The 17,632-nt window shown below is 63.4% G+C and carries 17 protein-coding genes; 10 read left to right on the top strand and 7 right to left on the bottom strand.

The features are described 5' to 3' along the window. Positions 1–40 precede the first annotated feature (40 nt). Positions 41–1,072, top strand: coding sequence for a calcium-binding protein (locus BSG19_RS09575; protein ID WP_092987094.1), 1,032 nt, complete (start codon positions 41–43; stop codon positions 1,070–1,072). A gap of 517 nt (positions 1,073–1,589) precedes the next feature. Here BSG19_RS09575 and BSG19_RS09570 read toward each other — a convergent pair. Continuing rightward, the gene (locus BSG19_RS09570) at positions 1,590–2,744 is read right to left on the bottom strand and encodes a site-specific DNA-methyltransferase (RefSeq protein ID WP_092987091.1); all 1,155 of its coding nucleotides are present in this window, start codon (positions 2,742–2,744) and stop codon (positions 1,590–1,592) included. 145 nt (positions 2,745–2,889) lie between these two features. On the opposite strand from BSG19_RS09570, the gene BSG19_RS09565 reads away from it, so the two are divergent. From BSG19_RS09565 to BSG19_RS09555, 3 genes are all read left to right on the top strand, one after another. Then, positions 2,890–3,198, top strand: coding sequence for a nucleotidyltransferase family protein (locus BSG19_RS09565; protein WP_092987083.1), 309 nt, complete (start codon positions 2,890–2,892; stop codon positions 3,196–3,198). A gap of 32 nt (positions 3,199–3,230) precedes the next feature. Next, positions 3,231–3,545 carry a HepT-like ribonuclease domain-containing protein gene (locus BSG19_RS09560; protein ID WP_092987425.1) on the top strand — a complete coding sequence of 105 codons (315 nt, stop codon included), beginning with the start codon at positions 3,231–3,233 and terminating at the stop codon, positions 3,543–3,545. A 108-nt stretch (positions 3,546–3,653) separates the two neighbouring features. Then, complete coding sequence (locus BSG19_RS09555; protein WP_092987069.1) at positions 3,654–4,349, top strand: HAD family hydrolase; 696 nt, start codon at positions 3,654–3,656, stop codon at positions 4,347–4,349. 111 nt (positions 4,350–4,460) lie between these two features. On the opposite strand, the gene BSG19_RS09550 is transcribed toward BSG19_RS09555, so the two are convergent. Next, positions 4,461–5,015 carry a hypothetical protein gene (locus BSG19_RS09550; protein WP_092987052.1) on the bottom strand — a complete coding sequence of 185 codons (555 nt, stop codon included), beginning with the start codon at positions 5,013–5,015 and terminating at the stop codon, positions 4,461–4,463. A 263-nt stretch (positions 5,016–5,278) separates the two neighbouring features. Here BSG19_RS09550 and thrC point away from each other — a divergent pair, with 263 nt between their 5' ends. The 4 genes from thrC to BSG19_RS09530 all read left to right on the top strand — a co-directional run bounded on the left by thrC (position 5,279) and on the right by BSG19_RS09530 (position 11,607). Continuing rightward, on the top strand, positions 5,279–6,685 hold the full coding sequence (thrC, locus tag BSG19_RS09545) for a threonine synthase (protein WP_092987050.1): 1,407 nt from the start codon (positions 5,279–5,281) through the stop codon (positions 6,683–6,685). Between the two features lie 15 nt (positions 6,686–6,700). Beyond that, positions 6,701–8,002: a M16 family metallopeptidase gene (locus tag BSG19_RS09540; protein ID WP_092987048.1), complete on the top strand. Its 1,302-nt coding sequence runs from the start codon at positions 6,701–6,703 to the stop codon at positions 8,000–8,002. 78 nt (positions 8,003–8,080) lie between these two features. Then, complete coding sequence (locus BSG19_RS09535; RefSeq protein ID WP_092987046.1) at positions 8,081–8,692, top strand: GNAT family N-acetyltransferase; 612 nt, start codon at positions 8,081–8,083, stop codon at positions 8,690–8,692. Between the two features lie 53 nt (positions 8,693–8,745). Then, positions 8,746–11,607, top strand: coding sequence for an EAL domain-containing protein (locus tag BSG19_RS09530; RefSeq protein ID WP_092987423.1), 2,862 nt, complete (start codon positions 8,746–8,748; stop codon positions 11,605–11,607). A gap of 238 nt (positions 11,608–11,845) precedes the next feature. Here the strand turns inward: BSG19_RS09530 and BSG19_RS09525 are convergent, their stop codons facing one another. From BSG19_RS09525 to BSG19_RS09515, 3 genes are all read right to left on the bottom strand, one after another. Beyond that, a complete protein-coding gene (locus BSG19_RS09525) occupies positions 11,846–12,961 on the bottom strand; it encodes a zinc-binding metallopeptidase family protein (protein WP_092987044.1) in 1,116 nt (371 codons plus the stop codon). A gap of 281 nt (positions 12,962–13,242) precedes the next feature. Next, entirely contained in the window at positions 13,243–13,434 is a 192-nt protein-coding gene (locus tag BSG19_RS09520) for a CsbD family protein (RefSeq protein ID WP_092932552.1), read from the bottom strand. Between the two features lie 146 nt (positions 13,435–13,580). After that, positions 13,581–14,180 (bottom strand): YqgE/AlgH family protein, encoded by a 600-nt coding sequence (locus tag BSG19_RS09515; RefSeq protein ID WP_092987421.1) that lies wholly within the window; start codon positions 14,178–14,180, stop codon positions 13,581–13,583. A gap of 225 nt (positions 14,181–14,405) precedes the next feature. On the opposite strand from BSG19_RS09515, the gene BSG19_RS09510 reads away from it, so the two are divergent. Together BSG19_RS09510 and BSG19_RS09505 are read left to right on the top strand one after the other, a co-directional pair. After that, positions 14,406–15,335: a protein-disulfide reductase DsbD domain-containing protein gene (locus tag BSG19_RS09510; protein ID WP_244529165.1), complete on the top strand. Its 930-nt coding sequence runs from the start codon at positions 14,406–14,408 to the stop codon at positions 15,333–15,335. Positions 15,336–15,455: 120 nt separating this feature from the next. Next, the gene (locus tag BSG19_RS09505) at positions 15,456–15,941 is read left to right on the top strand and encodes a peroxiredoxin (protein WP_092987042.1); all 486 of its coding nucleotides are present in this window, start codon (positions 15,456–15,458) and stop codon (positions 15,939–15,941) included. 231 nt (positions 15,942–16,172) lie between these two features. On the opposite strand, the gene rnhA is transcribed toward BSG19_RS09505, so the two are convergent. After that, on the bottom strand, positions 16,173–16,631 hold the full coding sequence (rnhA, locus tag BSG19_RS09500; protein WP_062594637.1) for a ribonuclease HI: 459 nt from the start codon (positions 16,629–16,631) through the stop codon (positions 16,173–16,175). Continuing rightward, entirely contained in the window at positions 16,628–17,608 is a 981-nt protein-coding gene (locus BSG19_RS09495; RefSeq protein WP_092987040.1) for a homoserine kinase, read from the bottom strand. The genes rnhA and BSG19_RS09495 overlap by 4 nt, the downstream gene beginning before the upstream one ends. Positions 17,609–17,632 lie beyond the last annotated feature (24 nt).

Here is a 17,632-nt window from a genome sequence, read left to right as displayed (position 1 = left end):
GCTTGTCATATTGACCGACGACCCTCGCGAGGACACATTCATGGCGACGTACTACGGCACCAACGGTAACAACACTTTTACCCAGAACAAACTGTCCGAAGTGTCGGTCTACAGTTACGGCGGCAACGACACGATCAACCTCAACCGCACCGACAGCCTGGGCGGTTTCAATTATGTCGAAGCGGGTTCGGGCAACGACCGGGTCCTGAACTATTTCGAGGGCGGCAACGACATCTTCCTCGGCACCGGCAACGACCTCTATATCGCCAGCATCCGCGCCGGCAGCGCCACGGCCTATGACGTCGTTTCCGGCGGCGACGGCAACGACCGTTTCGAGGTCAATTCCGAAGCCAGCGTCTACAAGGGCGACAGCGGTAACGACACCTTCCTCTCCGTCGGCTACAACAACAGCTTCAACGGCGGCACCGGCGTCGACACGATCAGCTACGAGTTGCAGGACTCTTACGCCTCCCAGCGCGGCAAGGGTGTCGACATCGCCCTCGACACGGGCACCGCGACGATCGACGGCGACCAGGTCGAGGATCTCGTCAGCATCGAGAACGCGACAGGCACGAATTCCGCAGACGACATCACCGGCTCCTCCGGCCGCAACGTGCTGAAGGGTCTCGGCGGCGCCGACGATCTCTACGGCCTCGGCGGCAATGACGGGCTCTATGGCGGCGCTGGCAACGACCTCCTCTATGGTGGCTCGGGCGCCGACGACCTTACCGGCGGCACAGGCTTCGACTATCTGAACGGCGGCACTGGCGCGGATATCTTCTACTTCGATACGGTCAGCGACAGCCGGGTCGGCAGCGGCCGCGACGTGATTGCCGACTTCACGCCGGGGGATAACGACCTGATCGACCTCTCCAATATCGACGCCAGCACGCGCTCCGGCGGCAACCAGGCATTCGACTATATCGGCAATGACGGGTTCAGCCGCCATGCGGGCGAGCTGCGCTTTTCGAACGGCATCCTGTCTGGCGACGTCAATGGCGATGGCCGCGCCGATTTCGAGGTGAGCGTATCCGGCGTCACCAAGATGTATGCCGACGACTTCATTCTCTGACGGATTTTAACATCCTCTTCCTGAAACCGATGCAGATGAAACAGCAACGCCCGGCCGCTTTTGACAAGCTGCCGGGCGTTCCAGATTCCTCCGGGACTGAAGGTACGAAACCGGAGGAAAAGACGACTGTCGGCGGGCGTTCCCGTCGATAGATCGCACTCCCGCTTCGTCTTGGGGCGCAAGCTCCGGCACAGCCGAAACCCAGCCCGCATCGCGGTCTGCCGGTGGTTGATCACGCGGCGGTATCGCAGGCACAAGACTAGCGGCGGAGAGGTTAAATTCTCTTAAACATTGCGGAGGGATTTTGGCGGAGGCGGCTGTCCCTCATCCCTTTAGCCCGTGGCAGCCCCTCACCCTAACTCTCCCCCCGCTTGGCGGGGCGAGGGGACGCGCCCTGCTCGTTGTTTTAACGTGGGGTGAAAGCGGTGCCACATGTCCCTTCTCCCCGCCAAGCGGGGAGAAGGTGGCGGCAGCCGGTTGAGGGGGCTACGCAGGCGTTAGCCTGTTGATCGACGCGTCACCCCAACCGCGCCATATCAGCCCGGATAACCGTCCGCAGATCGTCGATCGGCCTGAGCACGCCGCCGTCCTCGTAGTGCCAGAAGGTCCAGCCGTTGCAGGCGTCGAGACCCTGCACCTTGGCGCCGAGGCGGTGGATGGAGCCGGCTTCGCCGCCCGAGGCCAGCGTTCCGTCGGCGCGCACGATGGCGCTGTGGCGGCGGCGGGCGTCGGTGAGGATCGAGCCAGGCTTGATGAGGCCGCTTTCCACCAGCACGTTGAAGGCGACGCGGGGTTCGGCGCGCTTGCCGGTCATGACCGACAATGTGGCGCCGCCCAGCGGCTCGACCGCCTCGATGCGCGCACGGGCCGCGTCGATATAGGTCTGCTCGCGCTCGACGCCGACATAATGCCGGCCGAGGCGCTTGGCGACGGCGCCTGTGGTGCCCGAACCGAAGAACGGATCCAGCACGACATCGCCCGGCCGGGTGGAGGCCATCATGACGCGGGCCAGCAACGCTTCCGGCTTCTGGGTCGGGTGGACCTTGTCGCCGTTCCCGTCCTTCAGGCGCTCGCCGCCGGAGCAGATGGGAAACACCCAGTCGGAGCGCATCTGCACGTCGTCGTTCGCCGCCTTCAGGGCGTCGTAGTTGAAGGTATAGCCCTTGCCCTTGGCGCTCGGGCTCGCCCAGATCAGCGTCTCATGCGCGTTCTGGAACCGGCGCCCCTTGAAGTTCGGCATCGGGTTGGTCTTGCGCCAGACGATGTCGTTGAGGATCCAGAAGTTGAGGTCCTGAAGGATCGCGCCGACGCGGAAGATGTTGTGGTAGGAGCCGATGACCCACAGCGTGCCGTTGGGCTTCAGCACGCGGCGGCAGGCCAGCAGCCAGGCGCGGGTAAAGGCATCATAGGCCTCGAAGGAGGCGAACTGGTCCCACTCGTCATCGACGGCATCGACCAGCGACTGATCCGGCCGGTGAAGCGCACCGCCGAGCTGGAGATTGTACGGCGGATCGGCGAAGACGATATCCACCGAGTTGTCGGGCAGTTTTTCGAGGGCGGAGACGCAATCGCCCTTGATGATGGTGTCGAGCCACCCGCCCGTTTCCCGGGCAGAACCGGCGGCGGGGGAGATTTCAGCAGACAAAACGACGGAAGACTTCAGGGACACCATGACTACTCGCTGATACGCTGACTCTGGGACACAAATTCTGCTGCTATGGTTACCGAGTTTGGTTACCAAACACTGAAGAGGCGGAAAACTTGCGTAGAAAACCGACGGATGGAAGAGGTGCATGTTTTGAGGTAAGCTGGATCTCATGACAACGCGCCTTGATCGACGGCAGGTTATCGAGCGGCTCCGCGACGACGCAGAGGCGGTGCGCTCGTGTGGCGCCACATCCCTTTACGTCTACGGCTCCGTTGCGCGAGACGAGGCCGTCACAACGAGCGACATCGATCTTTTTATCGACTACGACCCTGCCAGTCGCTTCAATGCCTTCGATCTCATCGGCATAAAATTGATGCTGGAGAAGCATCTGGAAACACCGGTCGATATTACGACCCGGGATGGCCTTCATCCCCAGCTGAAAGCAAGCATCGAAGCTTCTGCTGTCAGGGTTTTCTAGTGGTTCGCGACTTCAGACACGCGCTCCACGACATGAACGCTGCAATTTGCGGCATTCAGGCAGTGACAGCCGGGAAGACGCTGCAGGATTACAGCTCTGACTGGATGCTCAAGCACGCGCTCCAGAGGGCCATCGAAATCATATCAGAGGCAAGCCGATCATTGCCCGAGGACGTGCGGGCGACCCGGCCCGAGATCCCCTGGGCCCGCGTGAAGACGATTGGAAACGTTATTCGTCACGAGTATCACGGCCTTTCCGACACGATTTTGTGGGGCGTCATCATTGACGAGATTCCACGTCTGGAGCGCTCAATTTCGGCTCTCCTGGAGCAGTACCCGGCAGAATAACGGCCTTCAAAGCGGCCCCTCTTCCTTTCGTTTTCGTCGTTATCGCATTGTCCCCTGCCGCCCCCTCGTGTAAAGCGCGGGCATTCCCACGCATCAGAGATTTTCCCCATGTCCGGTATCGACCTCATCATTTTCGATTGCGACGGCGTGCTCGTCGATAGCGAGATCATCGCCTCCGAAGTCGAGGCGGCGCTGTTGACGGAAGCGGGCTATCCGATTTCGACGGAGGAGATGGCGGAGCGCTATGCGGGCATGACCTGGCAGAACACGCTGCTGGCGGTGGAGCGCGAGGCGACGATCCCGCTTTCGGCGAGCCTGCTTTCGCGCCACAGCGAGATCCTCGAACAGCGGCTGAAGGACGACGTCGAGATCATCGAGGGCGTCAAGGCGGCGCTGTCGCAGATCCGGCTGAAGAAATGCGTCTGCTCGAACTCCACCTCGGAGCGGCTGGCGATGATGCTCGGCAAGGTCGGCCTGAAAGACCTTTTCGGCCGCAACATCTTTTCGGCCCGCGATCTGGGCGAGGACCGCGTGAAGCCGAAGCCCGACATCTTCCTGCATGGCGCGGCCCAGATGGGCGTCGACCCGTCGCGGGTGATCGTGGTGGAGGATTCGGTGCACGGCGTCCACGGTGCCCGCTCGGCCGGCATGCGCGTCATCGGTTTTACCGGCGCGTCGCACAGCTATCCCTCGCATGCCGACGCGCTGACCGAAGCCGGCGCGGAAACCGTCATCTCCCGCATGACCGCCCTGCCCGCGACGATCGAAGCGCTGGCGGAATGGTCGGAGGAGCTGGGGGACTGATCGGGCGCGTGCGCCTGTAGGCCTGTTGCCCGCAGTCTGGGGCACAGGCAAGCAAAACGACGGCAAGGAGCGCGGGTTTCGAAAGATCCGCGCTCTTTTTCCGAGGTCCGCCTACTTCCGCTTCTTTTTCGACGCAGCCGGGGCGTTGTCGAAGCCGACATAGATTTTGGCGAAGTCGCCGGCGCCGCCATTGATGGGGGCGGATTTGGTGAAGATGAACTGCTGGGCGCCGGTGCCGGCCTGAACGGTGACCGGGAACTGCGTCACTTCCGAAAACAGCGTGTTATCCTCGTCTATCGCGCTGACGCGGATCGGCAGGTTGATGGTGCCGGGACCGCCGGCGGGACCGGAGGTGACGCGGCCCTGCACCACGACATTGACCGTGAGGGTCGTGTCGCTCTGCACGCACTGGCGCGTCGAGTCGGCGAGCGAGGCCTGGTAGACGATCTGCGTGGGATCGTTCGTCGCGCCCTTGGCATAGGTGCGGTAGACCGACGTCGCATCGCGCATGACGATCTGCGGGCACTTTGCCTGGACGACGGCGGGCGTGGCGGATGCCGCGCTGCCGCCGGCATCGATTGCGCCGCCGGTATCGGGCGTATTGCAGCCCGCCAGCGCCAGGAGACCCGCAAATGCCGCGATGCGGCTGACTGTATGACCCACCATTCGATCCGACCCCTGTCGCTCTTTTCGCGCTCTCATGGCGCGTGTCCGTCGTTGCCTGCCGTGCCGGTCGCTCTTGCCGAAAGGCAGGCTTTCCAGTGTAGCGGCGATGGTCTATAGCAGCGGCGCGCCGGAAAATCGATTGGACTCGCACGCGTTCCCGTCGATTTTTGTAAGTGCCGCCTGAATACGCGCCGCATGTGCAAAGGCTTGCGTTCAGGCTTCTGGCCGGTCGCCGCGCGGCGTGAAACGTGCACGAGACGAGGATGACGAACGTGAAGTATGTTTCCACCCGGGGCGAGGCCCCTGCGCTCGGTTTCAGCGATGCCCTGATGGCGGGTCTTGCGCGCGATGGCGGGCTCTATGTGCCGGAGACATGGCCGACCCTGTCGAAACGCGAGATCCGCGCCCTTCGCGGTCTTTCCTATCAGGACGTCGCCTTCCGCATCCTCCAGCTGTTCGTCGATGGCGAGATCGACGATGCGACGCTGCGTGGCATGATCGACGAGGCCTATGCGACGTTCCGGCATCCGGCCGTGGTACCGATCGTGCAGACAGGGCCGAATGCCTTCGTGATGGAGCTTTTCCACGGCTCGACGCTCGCCTTCAAGGATGTGGCGATGCAGCTTCTGGCGCGGTTGATGGACCATGTTCTGGCCACGCGCAACACCCGCGCCACCATCGTCGGCGCGACCTCGGGCGACACCGGGGGCGCTGCCATCGACGCCTTCGCCGGGCGCGACCGCACCGATATCTTCATCCTGTTTCCCCATGGCAAGGTCTCGCCGGTGCAGCAGCACCAGATGACCACGTCCAAGGCGTCGAACGTGCATGCGATCGCGATCCGCGGCAATTTCGACGATTGCCAGACGCTGGTCAAAGACATGTTCAACGACGTGGCTTTTCGCGACCGCGTGCATCTTTCGGGCGTCAATTCGATCAACTGGGCGCGCATCATGTCCCAGATCGTCTATTATTTCACGACGGCGGTTGCGCTCGGCGGACCGGACCGGAAGGTGGCCTTCACGGTGCCCACCGGCAATTTCGGCGACATCTTTGCAGGATATGTCGCCATAAAGATGGGGCTGCCGATCGCCCGCCTCGTGGTCGCCACCAACGAAAACGACATCCTCGCCCGTACGTTGAAGACGGGTCGCTACGAGATGCGCGACGTGCGGGCCACGACCTCGCCGTCGATGGACATCCAGATCTCCTCCAACTTCGAACGCCTGCTGTTCGAAGCCTTTGACAGGGACCCGGCCAAGGTCCGCGCCGCCATGGGCGGGCTGAAGCAGTCGGGCGCTTTCGAGATCGAGGAAAAGGCGCTGAAAATGATCCGCGGCCTGTTCCGCGCCGGACGCGCCACTGAAAAACAAGTGGCGGAAACCATCCGCACGACGCTCAATGAGACGGGGTACCTCCTCGATCCGCACAGCGCCATCGGCGCCTTCGTCGCCGCCAAGCATATGAAACCCAACGCACCTATGGTGACGCTGGCCACCGCGCATCCCGCAAAATTTCCCGCCGCAGTAAAATCGGCGAGCGGTATTGACCCGGCGCTTCCGACGTGGCTTGCTGACCTGATGGACAGGGAGGAGCGCTTCGACATTCTGGATCCCGAGCTGAAAGCCGTCGAGGCCTATATCGGCGAGCACGCCCGTATCCGGAACTAGTGCGCAGAAAGACCGATGATGAAAGTTGAGTGCACCCGGCTCGCCTCCGGGCTGACGGTCGTTACCGAAACCATGCCGCATCTGGAAAGTGTCGCGCTTGGCACGTGGATCAAGTCCGGCTCCCGCGACGAGACCACGCAAGAGCATGGCATCGCCCATCTGCTCGAGCACATGGCCTTCAAGGGCACGGCCTCGCGGTCGGCCCGTGACATTGCCGAACAGATCGAGAATGTCGGCGGCGAGGTGAACGCCGCGACATCCACCGAGACCACTTCCTATTATGCCCGCGTACTGAAGGACGACACGGCGCTTGCTATCGACATCCTCGCCGACATCCTGACAGAGTCCTCCTTCGACGAGGAAGAGCTGGAGCGCGAGAAGAACGTCATTCTGCAGGAAATCGGTGCGGCGAACGACATGCCCGACGATGTGGTTTTCGACCGTTTCGCCGAAACCGCCTTTGCCGACCAGATCGTCGGCCGGCCGATCCTCGGCACGCCGGAAACGGTCATGTCGTTCTCGGCCGACCAGATCCGCACCTATCTCGGCCGCAACTACACCACCGACCGCATGTTCGTCGTGGGCGCCGGCGCTGTCGATCACGATGCTTTCGTGACGCAGGTGCAGGAACGCTTCGCCAGCCTGCCGCAGCAGCCGGCGGAAGCGCCGCTGCTCGAAAAGGCCCGCTATACCGGCGGCGACACACGCGAGGACCGCGACCTGATGGATGCGCAGGTCCTGCTTGGTTTCGAGGGCAAGGCGTATCACGCCCGCGACTTCTACTGCTCGCAGATCCTCGCCAATATTCTCGGCGGCGGCATGTCCTCGCGGCTCTTTCAGGAAGTGCGCGAGCATCGTGGCCTCTGCTATTCGGTCTACGCGTTCCATTGGGGCTTTTCCGATACCGGCATCTTCGGCGTCCACGCCGCGACCGGTGGCGAGAACCTGACCGAACTGATGCCGGTCATCATCGAGGAGCTGCGCAAGGCGGCGGATCATATCGACCAACAGGAAATCGACCGCGCCCGCGCTCAGATTCGCGCGCAGCTGCTGATGGGGCAGGAAAGCCCCGCCGCACGCGCCGGCCAGATCGCCCGGCAGATGATGCTCTATGGCCGTCCTATTCCCAACGAGGAGCTGATGGACCGGCTGTCGGGCATTACCGTTGAGCGGCTGACAGATCTTGCCGGACGCCTGTTCTTCGAAACCGTGCCGACGCTGTCGGCCATCGGCCCCGTCGACAAGCTGGCACCCATGGCGGATATTCTGGGCGGGCTCACCCGTGCGACGTCCCTGCCGCGGGCGGCAAACGGCTGAACCCCCGGTGCGGCCTGGCGCCGGCACCGTAACCTATTCGCGATCCCGGCCCTATTCACGACCCCGGCGGAGGCTTTCATGACACGATCGGTGTTTCGGTTTCTGTCACGGCAGCCGGACCCGGTCAGGATCGAGAGCGACACGCATCTTCTGCGTCTGCCGCGCGGCTCCGACTATCGCCAATGGTTCGCCCTGCGCCGGGAGAGCCGGCCCTTCCTCGAGCCGTGGGAACCGACCTGGCGGGCGGAGGAGATGACGGAAAGCGCCTTTCGGGCGCGCGCTATCCGCAGCGAGCAGGAATTCCACTCGGGCCAGGCGCTCCCCCTCTTCGTCTTTGCACGCGAAACGGACACGCTGCTGGGCGGCCTCACCATCGGCTACATCAGGCGCGGGGCGGCGCAATGCTGCATGATCGGCTACTGGATGGGCGAGCGTTTTGCCGGTCAGGGGCACATGTCGGCGGCCGTCAGGCTCTCCATCCCCTACATCTTTTCGACCCTTCAGTTGCACCGTATCGAGGCAGCCTGTATTCCGGAAAACGAGAGGAGCATCAGGCTCCTTGAAAAGGCCGGCTTTCATCGTGAAGGCTATCTGCGAGAATACCTCAAGATCAATGGGCAGTGGCGCGACCACCTGATCTTCTCCCTTCTTTCGCGTGATATCGCGCCCAACAGGACTGCTAGCGAGTGACCCACCCCTTCCGTACGACGCTTTTGCCGTCGATCCGCAGGCTGCCCGGGCTGATGCTGGCTCTGGTGCTTGCGATGATGTGGCTCGGCGGGAGCCAGGCCCATGCCATCGAGCCCGTGAAGATCTCGCGCGAGGACACCGCGCTCGACCTGACCGCGACGACGGAGATCTATACCGGACGAGGCGAGGCCTTTCAGGTCTCCACCGCGCCCGGCACCGACGGCATCGTGCGGCGCATCGAGGTTCGCTCCAGCGCGGACAATCACCAGGGAGACTGGGCCGTCTTCGCGCTCGCCAACGTGTCGGAAGAACAGCTGGAGCGCGTGATCGTCGCGCCGCATTTCCGGCTGGTGAATTCCAAGATCTTCTGGCCCGACCTCGGCTCGCAGCGCATCCTGTCCATCACGCCGTCGGAAGGCTTCGCGCTCGACCGGCAGCCGAGCGAGGAGGCGGACGTGTTCCGCATCACGCTGAACCCCGGCTCCGTCATCACCTTCGTCGCCGAGCTTGCAACGCCGGACCTGCCACAGATGTACCTCTGGGAGCCGGACGCCTACAAGGACACGGTCAACGCCTTCACGCTCTATCGCGGCATCGTGCTCGGCATTGCCGGCCTGCTGGCGGTGTTCCTGACCATCCTTTTCGTCGTCAAGGGCACCTCCATGCTGCCGGCCACGGCCGCGCTCGCCTGGGCGGTGCTGGCCTATATCTGCGTCGATTTCGGTTTCCTGTCGAAGCTGATCGCGATCACGGCGGGAGACGAGCGAATATGGCGGGCGGGAACGGAGGTGTTCCTCGCCGCCGGCCTCGTCATCTTCCTCTTCACCTATCTCAACCTCAATCGCTGGCACCAGCACCTGTCCTATGCGACGCTCGCCTGGATTCTCGGCCTCGGCCTGCTCTTCGGCGTGGCGATCTACGATCCGGCCATCGCGGCCGGCATTGCGCGCATCTCGTTTGCGCTGACGGGCACGGCCGGCATCATCCTCATCGCCTATCTCGGGCTCAACCGCTACGACCGCGCCATCCTGCTCGTTCCCGCCTGGCTGCTGACGCTTGTCTGGCTGTTCGGCGCCTGGCTGACGGTGACGGGGCGGCTTTCCAACGACATCGTTCAGCCGGCGCTGGGCGGCGGGCTCGTGCTGATCGTGCTGCTGATCGGCTTCACGGTCATGCAGCACGCCTTTGCCGGCGGCGCCTACAGCCAGGGGCTGTTCTCCGACCTCGAACGCCAGTCGCTGGCGCTGACCGGCTCGGGCGATACCGTCTGGGACTGGGACGTGGCGCGCGACCGGGTGGTGACCATTCCCGACGTATCGCAGCAGCTGGGCCTGACGCCCGGCGCGATGCACGGGCCTGCGCGCAACTGGCTGCCGCGCCTTCACCCCGACGACCGCGACCGCTTCCGCGCCACGCTCGACATTCTGCTCGAACATCGCCGCGGCCGGCTCAACCATGATTTCCGCATTCGCGCCGAGGACGGACATTATCACTGGCTGTCGATCCGCGCCCGGCCGGTTCTCGGAGCCAACGGCGAGATCATCCGCTGCGTCGGCACGCTGGTCGATATAACGGAGCAGCGCAATTCGCTCGACCGGCTGCTGCACGACGCCCTGCACGACAATCTGACCGGGCTGCCCAACCGCCAGATCTTCCTCGACCGGCTGCAATCGATCCTGGCGCTCGCGCCGGGTGCGAACGGCGTGCGCCCGACGGTCATCGCCATAGACATCGACCGCTACAAGCAGAACGTCAACGACGTGCTGGGCATCGCGGCCGGCGACAACATTCTGATCGCCCTGACACGGCGGCTTCGGCGGCTGTTGAAGCCGCAGGATACGCTGGCTCGGCTTGGCGGCGACCAGTTCGGCCTGATTCTGACCTCCGAGCGCGATCCCGCCAAGGTGGCGGATTTCGCCGAGGCCGTCAGCCGGGCGATCATGGTGCCGATCACCTTCGGCAACCGCGAGATCAGCCTCACCGCGTCCGTCGGCCTGGTTTCCTGGGTGGACCAGAGCCAGAGCGCCGCCGGGCTGCTGGACGATGCCGAGCTTGCCATGTTCCGCGCCAAGAAGGCGGGCGGCAACCGCGTCGAGCCCTACCGCCCTGCCTTCCGCACGTCCGGCACCGACCGGCTGCAACTTGAAACAGACCTGCGCCGCGCCATCGAGCGCAACGAACTCAGCCTCGTCTACCAGCCAATCGTGCGGCTGAACGATGCGGAAATCGCCGGTTTCGAGGCGCTGATGCGCTGGGACCATCCGAAACGCGGCAGCATTCCGCCATCCGAGTTCATTCCGATCGCGGAGAGTTCGGAGGTCATCAACCAGCTCGGCCTCTTCGCCTTCGAGCGTGCGACGAGCGATCTCGGCGAATGGCAGATCCAGACCGGTCAGCTGCCGATCTTCGTCTCGGTCAACCTGTCGAGCGGCCAGCTGCTCAACAACGATCTCCACGACGATATTCGCGCCATCCTCCACAAGAACCGCTGCAACCCGTCGCAGGTCATGGTGGAGCTGACCGAGTCGCTGATGATGGAGAACCCGGAACAGGCGCGGCTCGTGCTCCAGAAGCTGCGCGACAGCGGGCTGAAGCTGGCGCTGGACGACTTCGGCACCGGTCACTCCTCGCTCGCCTATCTCACGCGCTTCCCGTTCGACACCATCAAGATGGACAAGGCGCTGGTGAAGGACGAGAGCGACAAACGCACCATCCTGCTCCGCTCCGTCATCGGCATGGCGCGGGAACTCGAGATGCAGGTCGTGGCCGAAGGCATCGAGTCCGAGGAAGACGCGATCCAGCTCGGACAGATGGGCTGCCATTACGGCCAGAGCTTCCTCTTCGGCCCGCCGATTTCCTCGGATCTGATTCAGCGGCTGCTGAAGGAGCGGTTTCCGTTGATGAAGCGGGCTTGAGGCGGGCGGAAAGCCCCTCATCCCGCTGCCGCGACCTTCTCCCCGCGGGCGGGGAGAAGGGGCCACAGGCAATCCCCTGCCCCTGCCACATGATCGCAGCGGAGTCCCCTCTCCCCGGCAGGCGGGGAGAGGGTTAGGGTGAGGGGCTGCCCTACCACAACGCTGCACGATCACCCCGAAACGAAAAACGCCCCTCCTTTTCCAGGGAAGGGCGCTTCACATTCCGGACCTGAAAACCTCAGGCCGCAGCGGGCGTCTGTACGGGCTGGGCCGCCATATTGACGTTCCCCTGCCCGGCCTTGTGGATCAGCCGGTTGAGGAATTCGAGCTTCTGGACCACGGGGATCGAGAGCACGAAGGGGTAGCTGTCGGTCTGGCCCATCGAGCGCTGGATGCTGTTCAGCGCCACGCTGAGGGGAACCCAGGCATCGACCAATGTCTGCGCGTCGCGGACATTGTAGGGGTCGAAATCGACTTCGGCTGCCATTTCCTCGTGACGGCGCGGGTCGGTCGAGAGGCCAAAGGCGCGGGCGGTTTCGAGCGTATCGACGATATGGAAGAAATGCGCCCAGCACTCGGCGAAGTCTTCCGAGGGATGGCAGCTGGCATAGGTCGAGATGAAGCGGTTCTGCCAATCGGCTGGCGGGCCCTGCTCGTAATTGCGCTGCAAGGCTGCGGCATAGTCCTCGCGCTCGTCGCCGAACAAAGCGCGGGCTTCGGCAAGCGTTTCCTCGTCGCGGCAGAGCTGGGCGAAGTAGAAGTGGCCGATCTCGTGGCGGAAATGGCCGAGCAGCGTGCGGTAGGGCTCGCCCATGGAGACGCGGATGCTTTCCCGCGTGGCATCGTCGGCCTCTGCGGCGCGCAGGCTGATCAGACCATCCTCATGGCCCGTCATCGCGGCCTGAATGACGTTTCCGTTCGCATCGACCTCGTCGGCAAGGAAATCGAACACAAGGCCGCCCTGCGGATCGACGTCGCGACCCGGGCGCGGGAGGTTCCAGCGCAGGATCGAGTAGAACAGGTGGCGCTGTGCCTGGCTGATCTTCTGCCAGCGTTGAACGCCTTCCGCATTATCCGTGACCGGGACGATGTGGTTGTAGCTGCAGGCGATGCAATAGGTGTTCTGGCTACCGGCGGGGACGAGCCAGTTGCAGATATCGTTCATCGCATTGGCGCAGAAGCGCACGGACGTGTCGGTCTTGCCGATGACGGTCCACTGATCGCCGCCGGCCGGAGCCAATGCCTTCATGCTCAGGGACTCCGTTTCGAAACCGAGACGCGATCCGCAATTCACGCAGGTGCGATTGTCGAAGTGTACGGAATTTCCGCAATTGCTGCACGTAAAGAGCTTCATGATCGTTTCGTCCCTGGCCGTCCCCATGGATGGCATCTGTTTGTTGTGGCCCGACAGCTGTGGCGTTCTTTAGGTCACTCTGTTTTCGCTGCCCTATATATTATGTCGCCGAAAGCGACCCGCATTCCGCCCGGTCGCCTGAACCTGACTGCCAAACGAGGAAATGCCCGCCGGCACCAGGCACAGCGGGCATTCGGCGCACGTCGCTATCCAGTTGAACCCGTCAGGACAGCAACGGTTGCGCACCTCGTCGCTACGGGCAAAGCCGTAGCAAAACTTTGTTACAGGCGATCTACGGCGCCCTTGACGGTGTCCTTGGCCTTGCCGGATGCCTGCTGGACTTCGCCCTTGACTTCCTGTGCCTTGCCTTCGGCCTGCAGACGCTCGTTATCGGTCATCTTGCCGACGCCCTGCTTGACATTGCCTGCTGCTTCGTTGGCGAGACCGGAAACCTTGTCGGAAATGCTACCCATGTGCGTAACTCCCTGTCACTGAGGCGGCTGCTTTATTGCTGTGCCGCTTGCCTTGAAAACGGGGTGTCAGACAAAATGTTCCGCGATTTGTTTCATAAGGAAATGAGAAAACGCAGCGCCTTCCTCAAGGTGCGAGCCGTGCTCTCTTACGCGTGCCCGGCGGTCATCGAGAGCATGGCAGGGGCAACGCCCATCGCGGCCAGGGTCCGGTCATACTTGTCTCCGAGGTCGCGATCGAAGATCAGGTCCTCGTTGGCCGCACAGGTCAGCCAGCCATTGTTGGCGATTTCCGCCTCCAGCTGCCCTGCCCCCCAGCCCGCATAGCCGAGCATCATCATCGCGCGGGATGGCCCGGTGCCGCGGGAGATGGCACGCACGATGTCGAGCGTGGCAGTCAGGCAGATATCGTCGCTGACGGGGATGCTCGATTCGCTCAGGTAATCGTCGGAGTGCAGCACGAAACCACGGCCCGTCTCGACCGGACCGCCGGTCTGGATCTGAAACGCCCGCGTCCGCTCCGGCAGCCGGATCGCCTGAAGGCGATCGACGATCTCAAGGTGCAGAAGCACATCCGGGAAGGTGAGCTGCTGGGGGCGATTCAGAATGAAGCCCATCGCGCCGTCGTCGGAATGCGCGCAGACGAAAATGACCGTGCGGGCAAAATTGCTATCGACCATGCCGGGCATAGCAATCAGGAACTGCCCGTCCAACATACCCCGTTCACGATTCTTCTGGAATGTCGCCATCATGGTGCCTTGCCCTTGTACCGGTTGAGGTCTGTCCCGCTTTCTCGATGCTGCCGTTTACTGATGTTCTCGATGTCGGCGCCGCGGATGCCGGTCGAGAGACCGTTCAGCCCTCGCGACTATCGAAGCCGATTTCCCGATGATCGTTCCATCGAGCCGGGGAAAAACGGTGCAGGCCCGGCGCGCATTCAACAAAAATTGCACGACATTCCGGGCCGCTTCATCATGCCGATCTTCTCCGACCCTGCCAAAACCGCTATGGCTCTGCCCATGATCGAACGCTTCACACCGCAGAGTTTGACGTATTCGGCACGGGTGGCAACCCTCGTCACCGTGTTTTTTTTCGCGTGTGCAGCCGCGGGCAACACCGCATTTGCCGCACGCAGCGCCTGGGTGGAAACCGTTGGCGGCGGGATCCGGCTGGTGACCGGCGCGCCGCAGGCAGATGGTACGTTGCCCGCCATGCTGGAAATCCGGCTGGAGCCGGGCTGGCGGACCTACTGGACGGACCCCGGCTCAAGCGGCATTCCGCCGGAGGTGACGGTCACGGCGAAGGGACCGGGCGCTCCCAGCCTCGTCTATTCCGGACTGCGGCTGCCGGCACCTGAGAGGTTTGCGGAGGGCGATCTCGAATATACCGGCTACGATCGGCCGGTCTCCTTTCCGCTGCTTCTGAAGGGCGATGCCGGCAAGGATCTGACGCTGGAAGCCTCCGTGTTCCTCGGCATCTGCAAGAGCATCTGCATACCCGTGCAGGCAGAACTCGACCTCGAGCTTCCGGGCGGCGCGCCGGACAATGCGCTGGATACCGCGCGCGTGCGGGGCGCCTTTGCAGCTTTGCCCGCCGCTCCCACAGCGGATTTCAACGTGACGAAGGCCACCTTCGATGCGGAAACGCATGACATCACGCTCGCGCTGACATTACCGGCCGATGCGACCCTGGCGGATGTCTTCCTCGCGGCACCGAACGGCTATGTCTTTCATCCCTCAGGCAGCCGGATCGCGGCGGATGGCCTGACACACGTGCGCATCGCTACGAAACTGCCGCCGAAAGCTGTCGGCATGCCCGCCGACGGCGCGATCCGCGCAACGATCGGGGTCAGGATCGGAACGGCGGCCCGTGCCATGGAAACGCCGCTTGTCTTCAAGCCCTGAAAATCTATATCCTTGCTCTGCGCCTGTCCGGCGCGCGGATTTTCCACGGAGCGCCGCTGGTGTTCCGCGCCGTCATCAGAGCCCCATTTCAGAAGACCCATTCCTAGAAGGACCTTCCCTTTGACCATTTCGATCGGCGACAAGATTCCATCCGCGACCTTCAAGGAAAAGACCGTGGACGGCCCTGTGGAAGTGACCACCGACGCGCTGTTCTCCGGCAAGCGCGTCGTGATCTTCGGCGTCCCCGGCGCTTTCACGCCCACCTGCTCGCTCAACCATCTGCCCGGCTATCTTGAAAACCGCGACGCCATCCTCGCTCGCGGGATCGACGACATCGCCGTCGTCGCCGTCAACGATATCCACGTCATGGGCGCCTGGGCCACGGCATCGGGCGGCATGGACAAGATCCATTTCCTGTCAGACTGGGACGCCGCTTTCACCAAGGCTCTGGGTCTCGACATCGACCTCTCGGCCGGTACGCTCGGCGTGCGCTCCAAGCGCTACTCGATGCTGGTGGACGATGGCGTGGTGAAGACGCTGAATATCGAGGAAAGCCCGGGACAGGCCACGGTGTCGTCGGCCGCGACGATGCTCGAGCAGATCTGAGGGTGCGTCAGACGCTGCGGCAGCCCCTCATCCGGCTGCCGCCACCTTCTCCCCGCATGCGGGGCGAAGGAACGTGCGGCAAGCGCTCGCCCTTGCCTCAAAGGCTGGACGGTCACGAAGGGTAGAGGTGGGTTCCAAGCGGCGCTCCAGGTCCCTTCGCCCCGTCATAACGGGGAGAAGGTGCCGGCAGGCGGATGAGGGGCAGGCCGCATGAGACGGTGACACGTCACCTTACCCCAGCTTCACCGCCCGCTTCGTCTTGAACGGCTCCATCCCCTTGCGCGCCAGTTCATCCGCGCGCTCATTCTCCGGATGACCGGCGTGGCCCTTGACCCAGTGCCAGGTGACCTTGTGGGTGCGGTTGGCGGCGTCGAGCGCCTGCCAGAGTTCGCCGTTCTTCACCGGCTTGCGGTCGGCCGTCTTCCAGCCGTTCTTCTTCCAGCCGTGGATCCATTTCATGATCCCGTCCATGACGTATTTGCTGTCGGTGTGCAGATCGACCTCGCAGGGCTCCTTCAGCGAGGTGAGCGCGGTGATGGCGGCGAGCAGTTCCATGCGGTTGTTGGTGGTTTCGGCCTCGCCGCCGCAGAGGTCCTTCTCGGTTTCGCCATAGCGCAGCACCGCGCCCCAGCCGCCGGGGCCCGGATTTCCCGAGCAGGCGCCGTCGGTGAAGATGTCGATGTGTTTCATGCGTCAGGTTCCGAAATCGTCAGGCCATATTCGAGCGCCGTGTTCACCGAGCGGTGGAACTGCAGCTTGCGGAGATATTCGAGCGGGTCCTTCTTCACCACCAGCGCGCCTGCCGGCGTCGTCAGCCAGTCGTAGAGCCTCGTGAGGAAGAAGCGCAGCGCCGAGCCACGGGCGAGAAGCGGCAAAGCGGCGATTTCGCCCGCTGTCAGCGGCCGCACCGACTGGTAGCCGGACAGCAGCGCCATGCCCTTCGTCATATTGAAGGCGCCGTCCTTCTCGAAGCACCAGGCGTTGAGGCAGATCGAGACGTCATAGGCGAGCAGATCGTTGCAGGCGAAGTAGAAATCGATCAGGCCCGAAAGGTTCTCGCCGAGAAAGAAGACGTTATCGGGGAAGAGATCCGCATGGATGACGCCGGAGGGGAGATCGACCGGCCATTCGGCTTCGAGGTGGTCGAGTTCGGCGGCGATCTCCTCGCCGAGCCCCGGCTGCACCTCGTCGGCGCGGTCCTTCGCCTTTTCCCACAGGGGACGCCAGCCGGAGACGGACAGGGCGTTTTCCCGCGACAGAGCAAACCCCTCGCCCGCGACATGCATTTCGGCCAGCGCCCGGCCGACCTCACGGCAATGTGCGGCTTCCGGCTTGCGTAGCCACATGCCTTCAAGAAAGGTGATCATCGCGGCGGGGCGACCGGACAGCGTGCCGAGCAGCGCGCCATCCTTGCGGGCGAGCGGCAGCGGGCAATTCAGACCGCGATCGGCCAGATGCTGCATCAGGCCGAGAAAGAACGGGAGGTCGCCGGGATCGACGCGCTTTTCGTAGAGCGTGAGGATAAAGGCGCCCGTTGTGGTGTGAAGCAGAAAATTGCTGTTCTCCACGCCTTCGGCGATGCCTTTGTAGGACGTGAGTTCGCCGACCTCGTAAGGTTCCAGGAACTGCCTGAGGTCGTCCTCGGAGATATCGGTATAGACGGCCATGTCTGTGAGCCTTGCGGGGTGGAC

It is taken from the genome of Rhizobium sp. NFR03, from assembly GCF_900111275.1.
GTDB lineage: Bacteria > Pseudomonadota > Alphaproteobacteria > Rhizobiales > Rhizobiaceae > Ferranicluibacter.
The sequence above is the reverse complement of the archived record's forward strand: the minus strand, read 5'-3'. Positions and strand labels throughout refer to the sequence as shown.

Bases quoted from the DNA above. Each gene is read 5' to 3' on its own strand.
- BSG19_RS09510 (WP_244529165.1), top strand. From the start codon at position 14,406: ATGCCGATCTTCTCCGACCCTGCCAAAACCGCTATGGCTCTGCCCATG.
- BSG19_RS09515 (WP_092987421.1), bottom strand. From the start codon at position 14,180: ATGGCGACATTCCAGAAGAATCGTGAACGGGGTATGTTGGACGGGCAG.
- BSG19_RS09550 (WP_092987052.1), bottom strand. From the start codon at position 5,015: ATGGTGGGTCATACAGTCAGCCGCATCGCGGCATTTGCGGGTCTCCTG.
- BSG19_RS09530 (WP_092987423.1), top strand. From the start codon at position 8,746: ATGCTGGCTCTGGTGCTTGCGATGATGTGGCTCGGCGGGAGCCAGGCC.
- BSG19_RS09525 (WP_092987044.1), bottom strand. From the start codon at position 12,961: ATGAAGCTCTTTACGTGCAGCAATTGCGGAAATTCCGTACACTTCGAC.
- BSG19_RS09520 (WP_092932552.1), bottom strand. From the start codon at position 13,434: ATGGGTAGCATTTCCGACAAGGTTTCCGGTCTCGCCAACGAAGCAGCA.
- BSG19_RS09560 (WP_092987425.1), top strand. From the start codon at position 3,231: ATGAACGCTGCAATTTGCGGCATTCAGGCAGTGACAGCCGGGAAGACG.
- BSG19_RS09535 (WP_092987046.1), top strand. From the start codon at position 8,081: ATGACACGATCGGTGTTTCGGTTTCTGTCACGGCAGCCGGACCCGGTC.
- BSG19_RS09570 (WP_092987091.1), bottom strand. From the start codon at position 2,744: ATGGTGTCCCTGAAGTCTTCCGTCGTTTTGTCTGCTGAAATCTCCCCC.
- rnhA (WP_062594637.1), bottom strand. From the start codon at position 16,631: ATGAAACACATCGACATCTTCACCGACGGCGCCTGCTCGGGAAATCCG.
- thrC (WP_092987050.1), top strand. From the start codon at position 5,279: ATGACGAACGTGAAGTATGTTTCCACCCGGGGCGAGGCCCCTGCGCTC.
- BSG19_RS09495 (WP_092987040.1), bottom strand. From the start codon at position 17,608: ATGGCCGTCTATACCGATATCTCCGAGGACGACCTCAGGCAGTTCCTG.
- BSG19_RS09565 (WP_092987083.1), top strand. From the start codon at position 2,890: ATGACAACGCGCCTTGATCGACGGCAGGTTATCGAGCGGCTCCGCGAC.
- BSG19_RS09575 (WP_092987094.1), top strand. From the start codon at position 41: ATGGCGACGTACTACGGCACCAACGGTAACAACACTTTTACCCAGAAC.
- BSG19_RS09540 (WP_092987048.1), top strand. From the start codon at position 6,701: ATGATGAAAGTTGAGTGCACCCGGCTCGCCTCCGGGCTGACGGTCGTT.
- BSG19_RS09555 (WP_092987069.1), top strand. From the start codon at position 3,654: ATGTCCGGTATCGACCTCATCATTTTCGATTGCGACGGCGTGCTCGTC.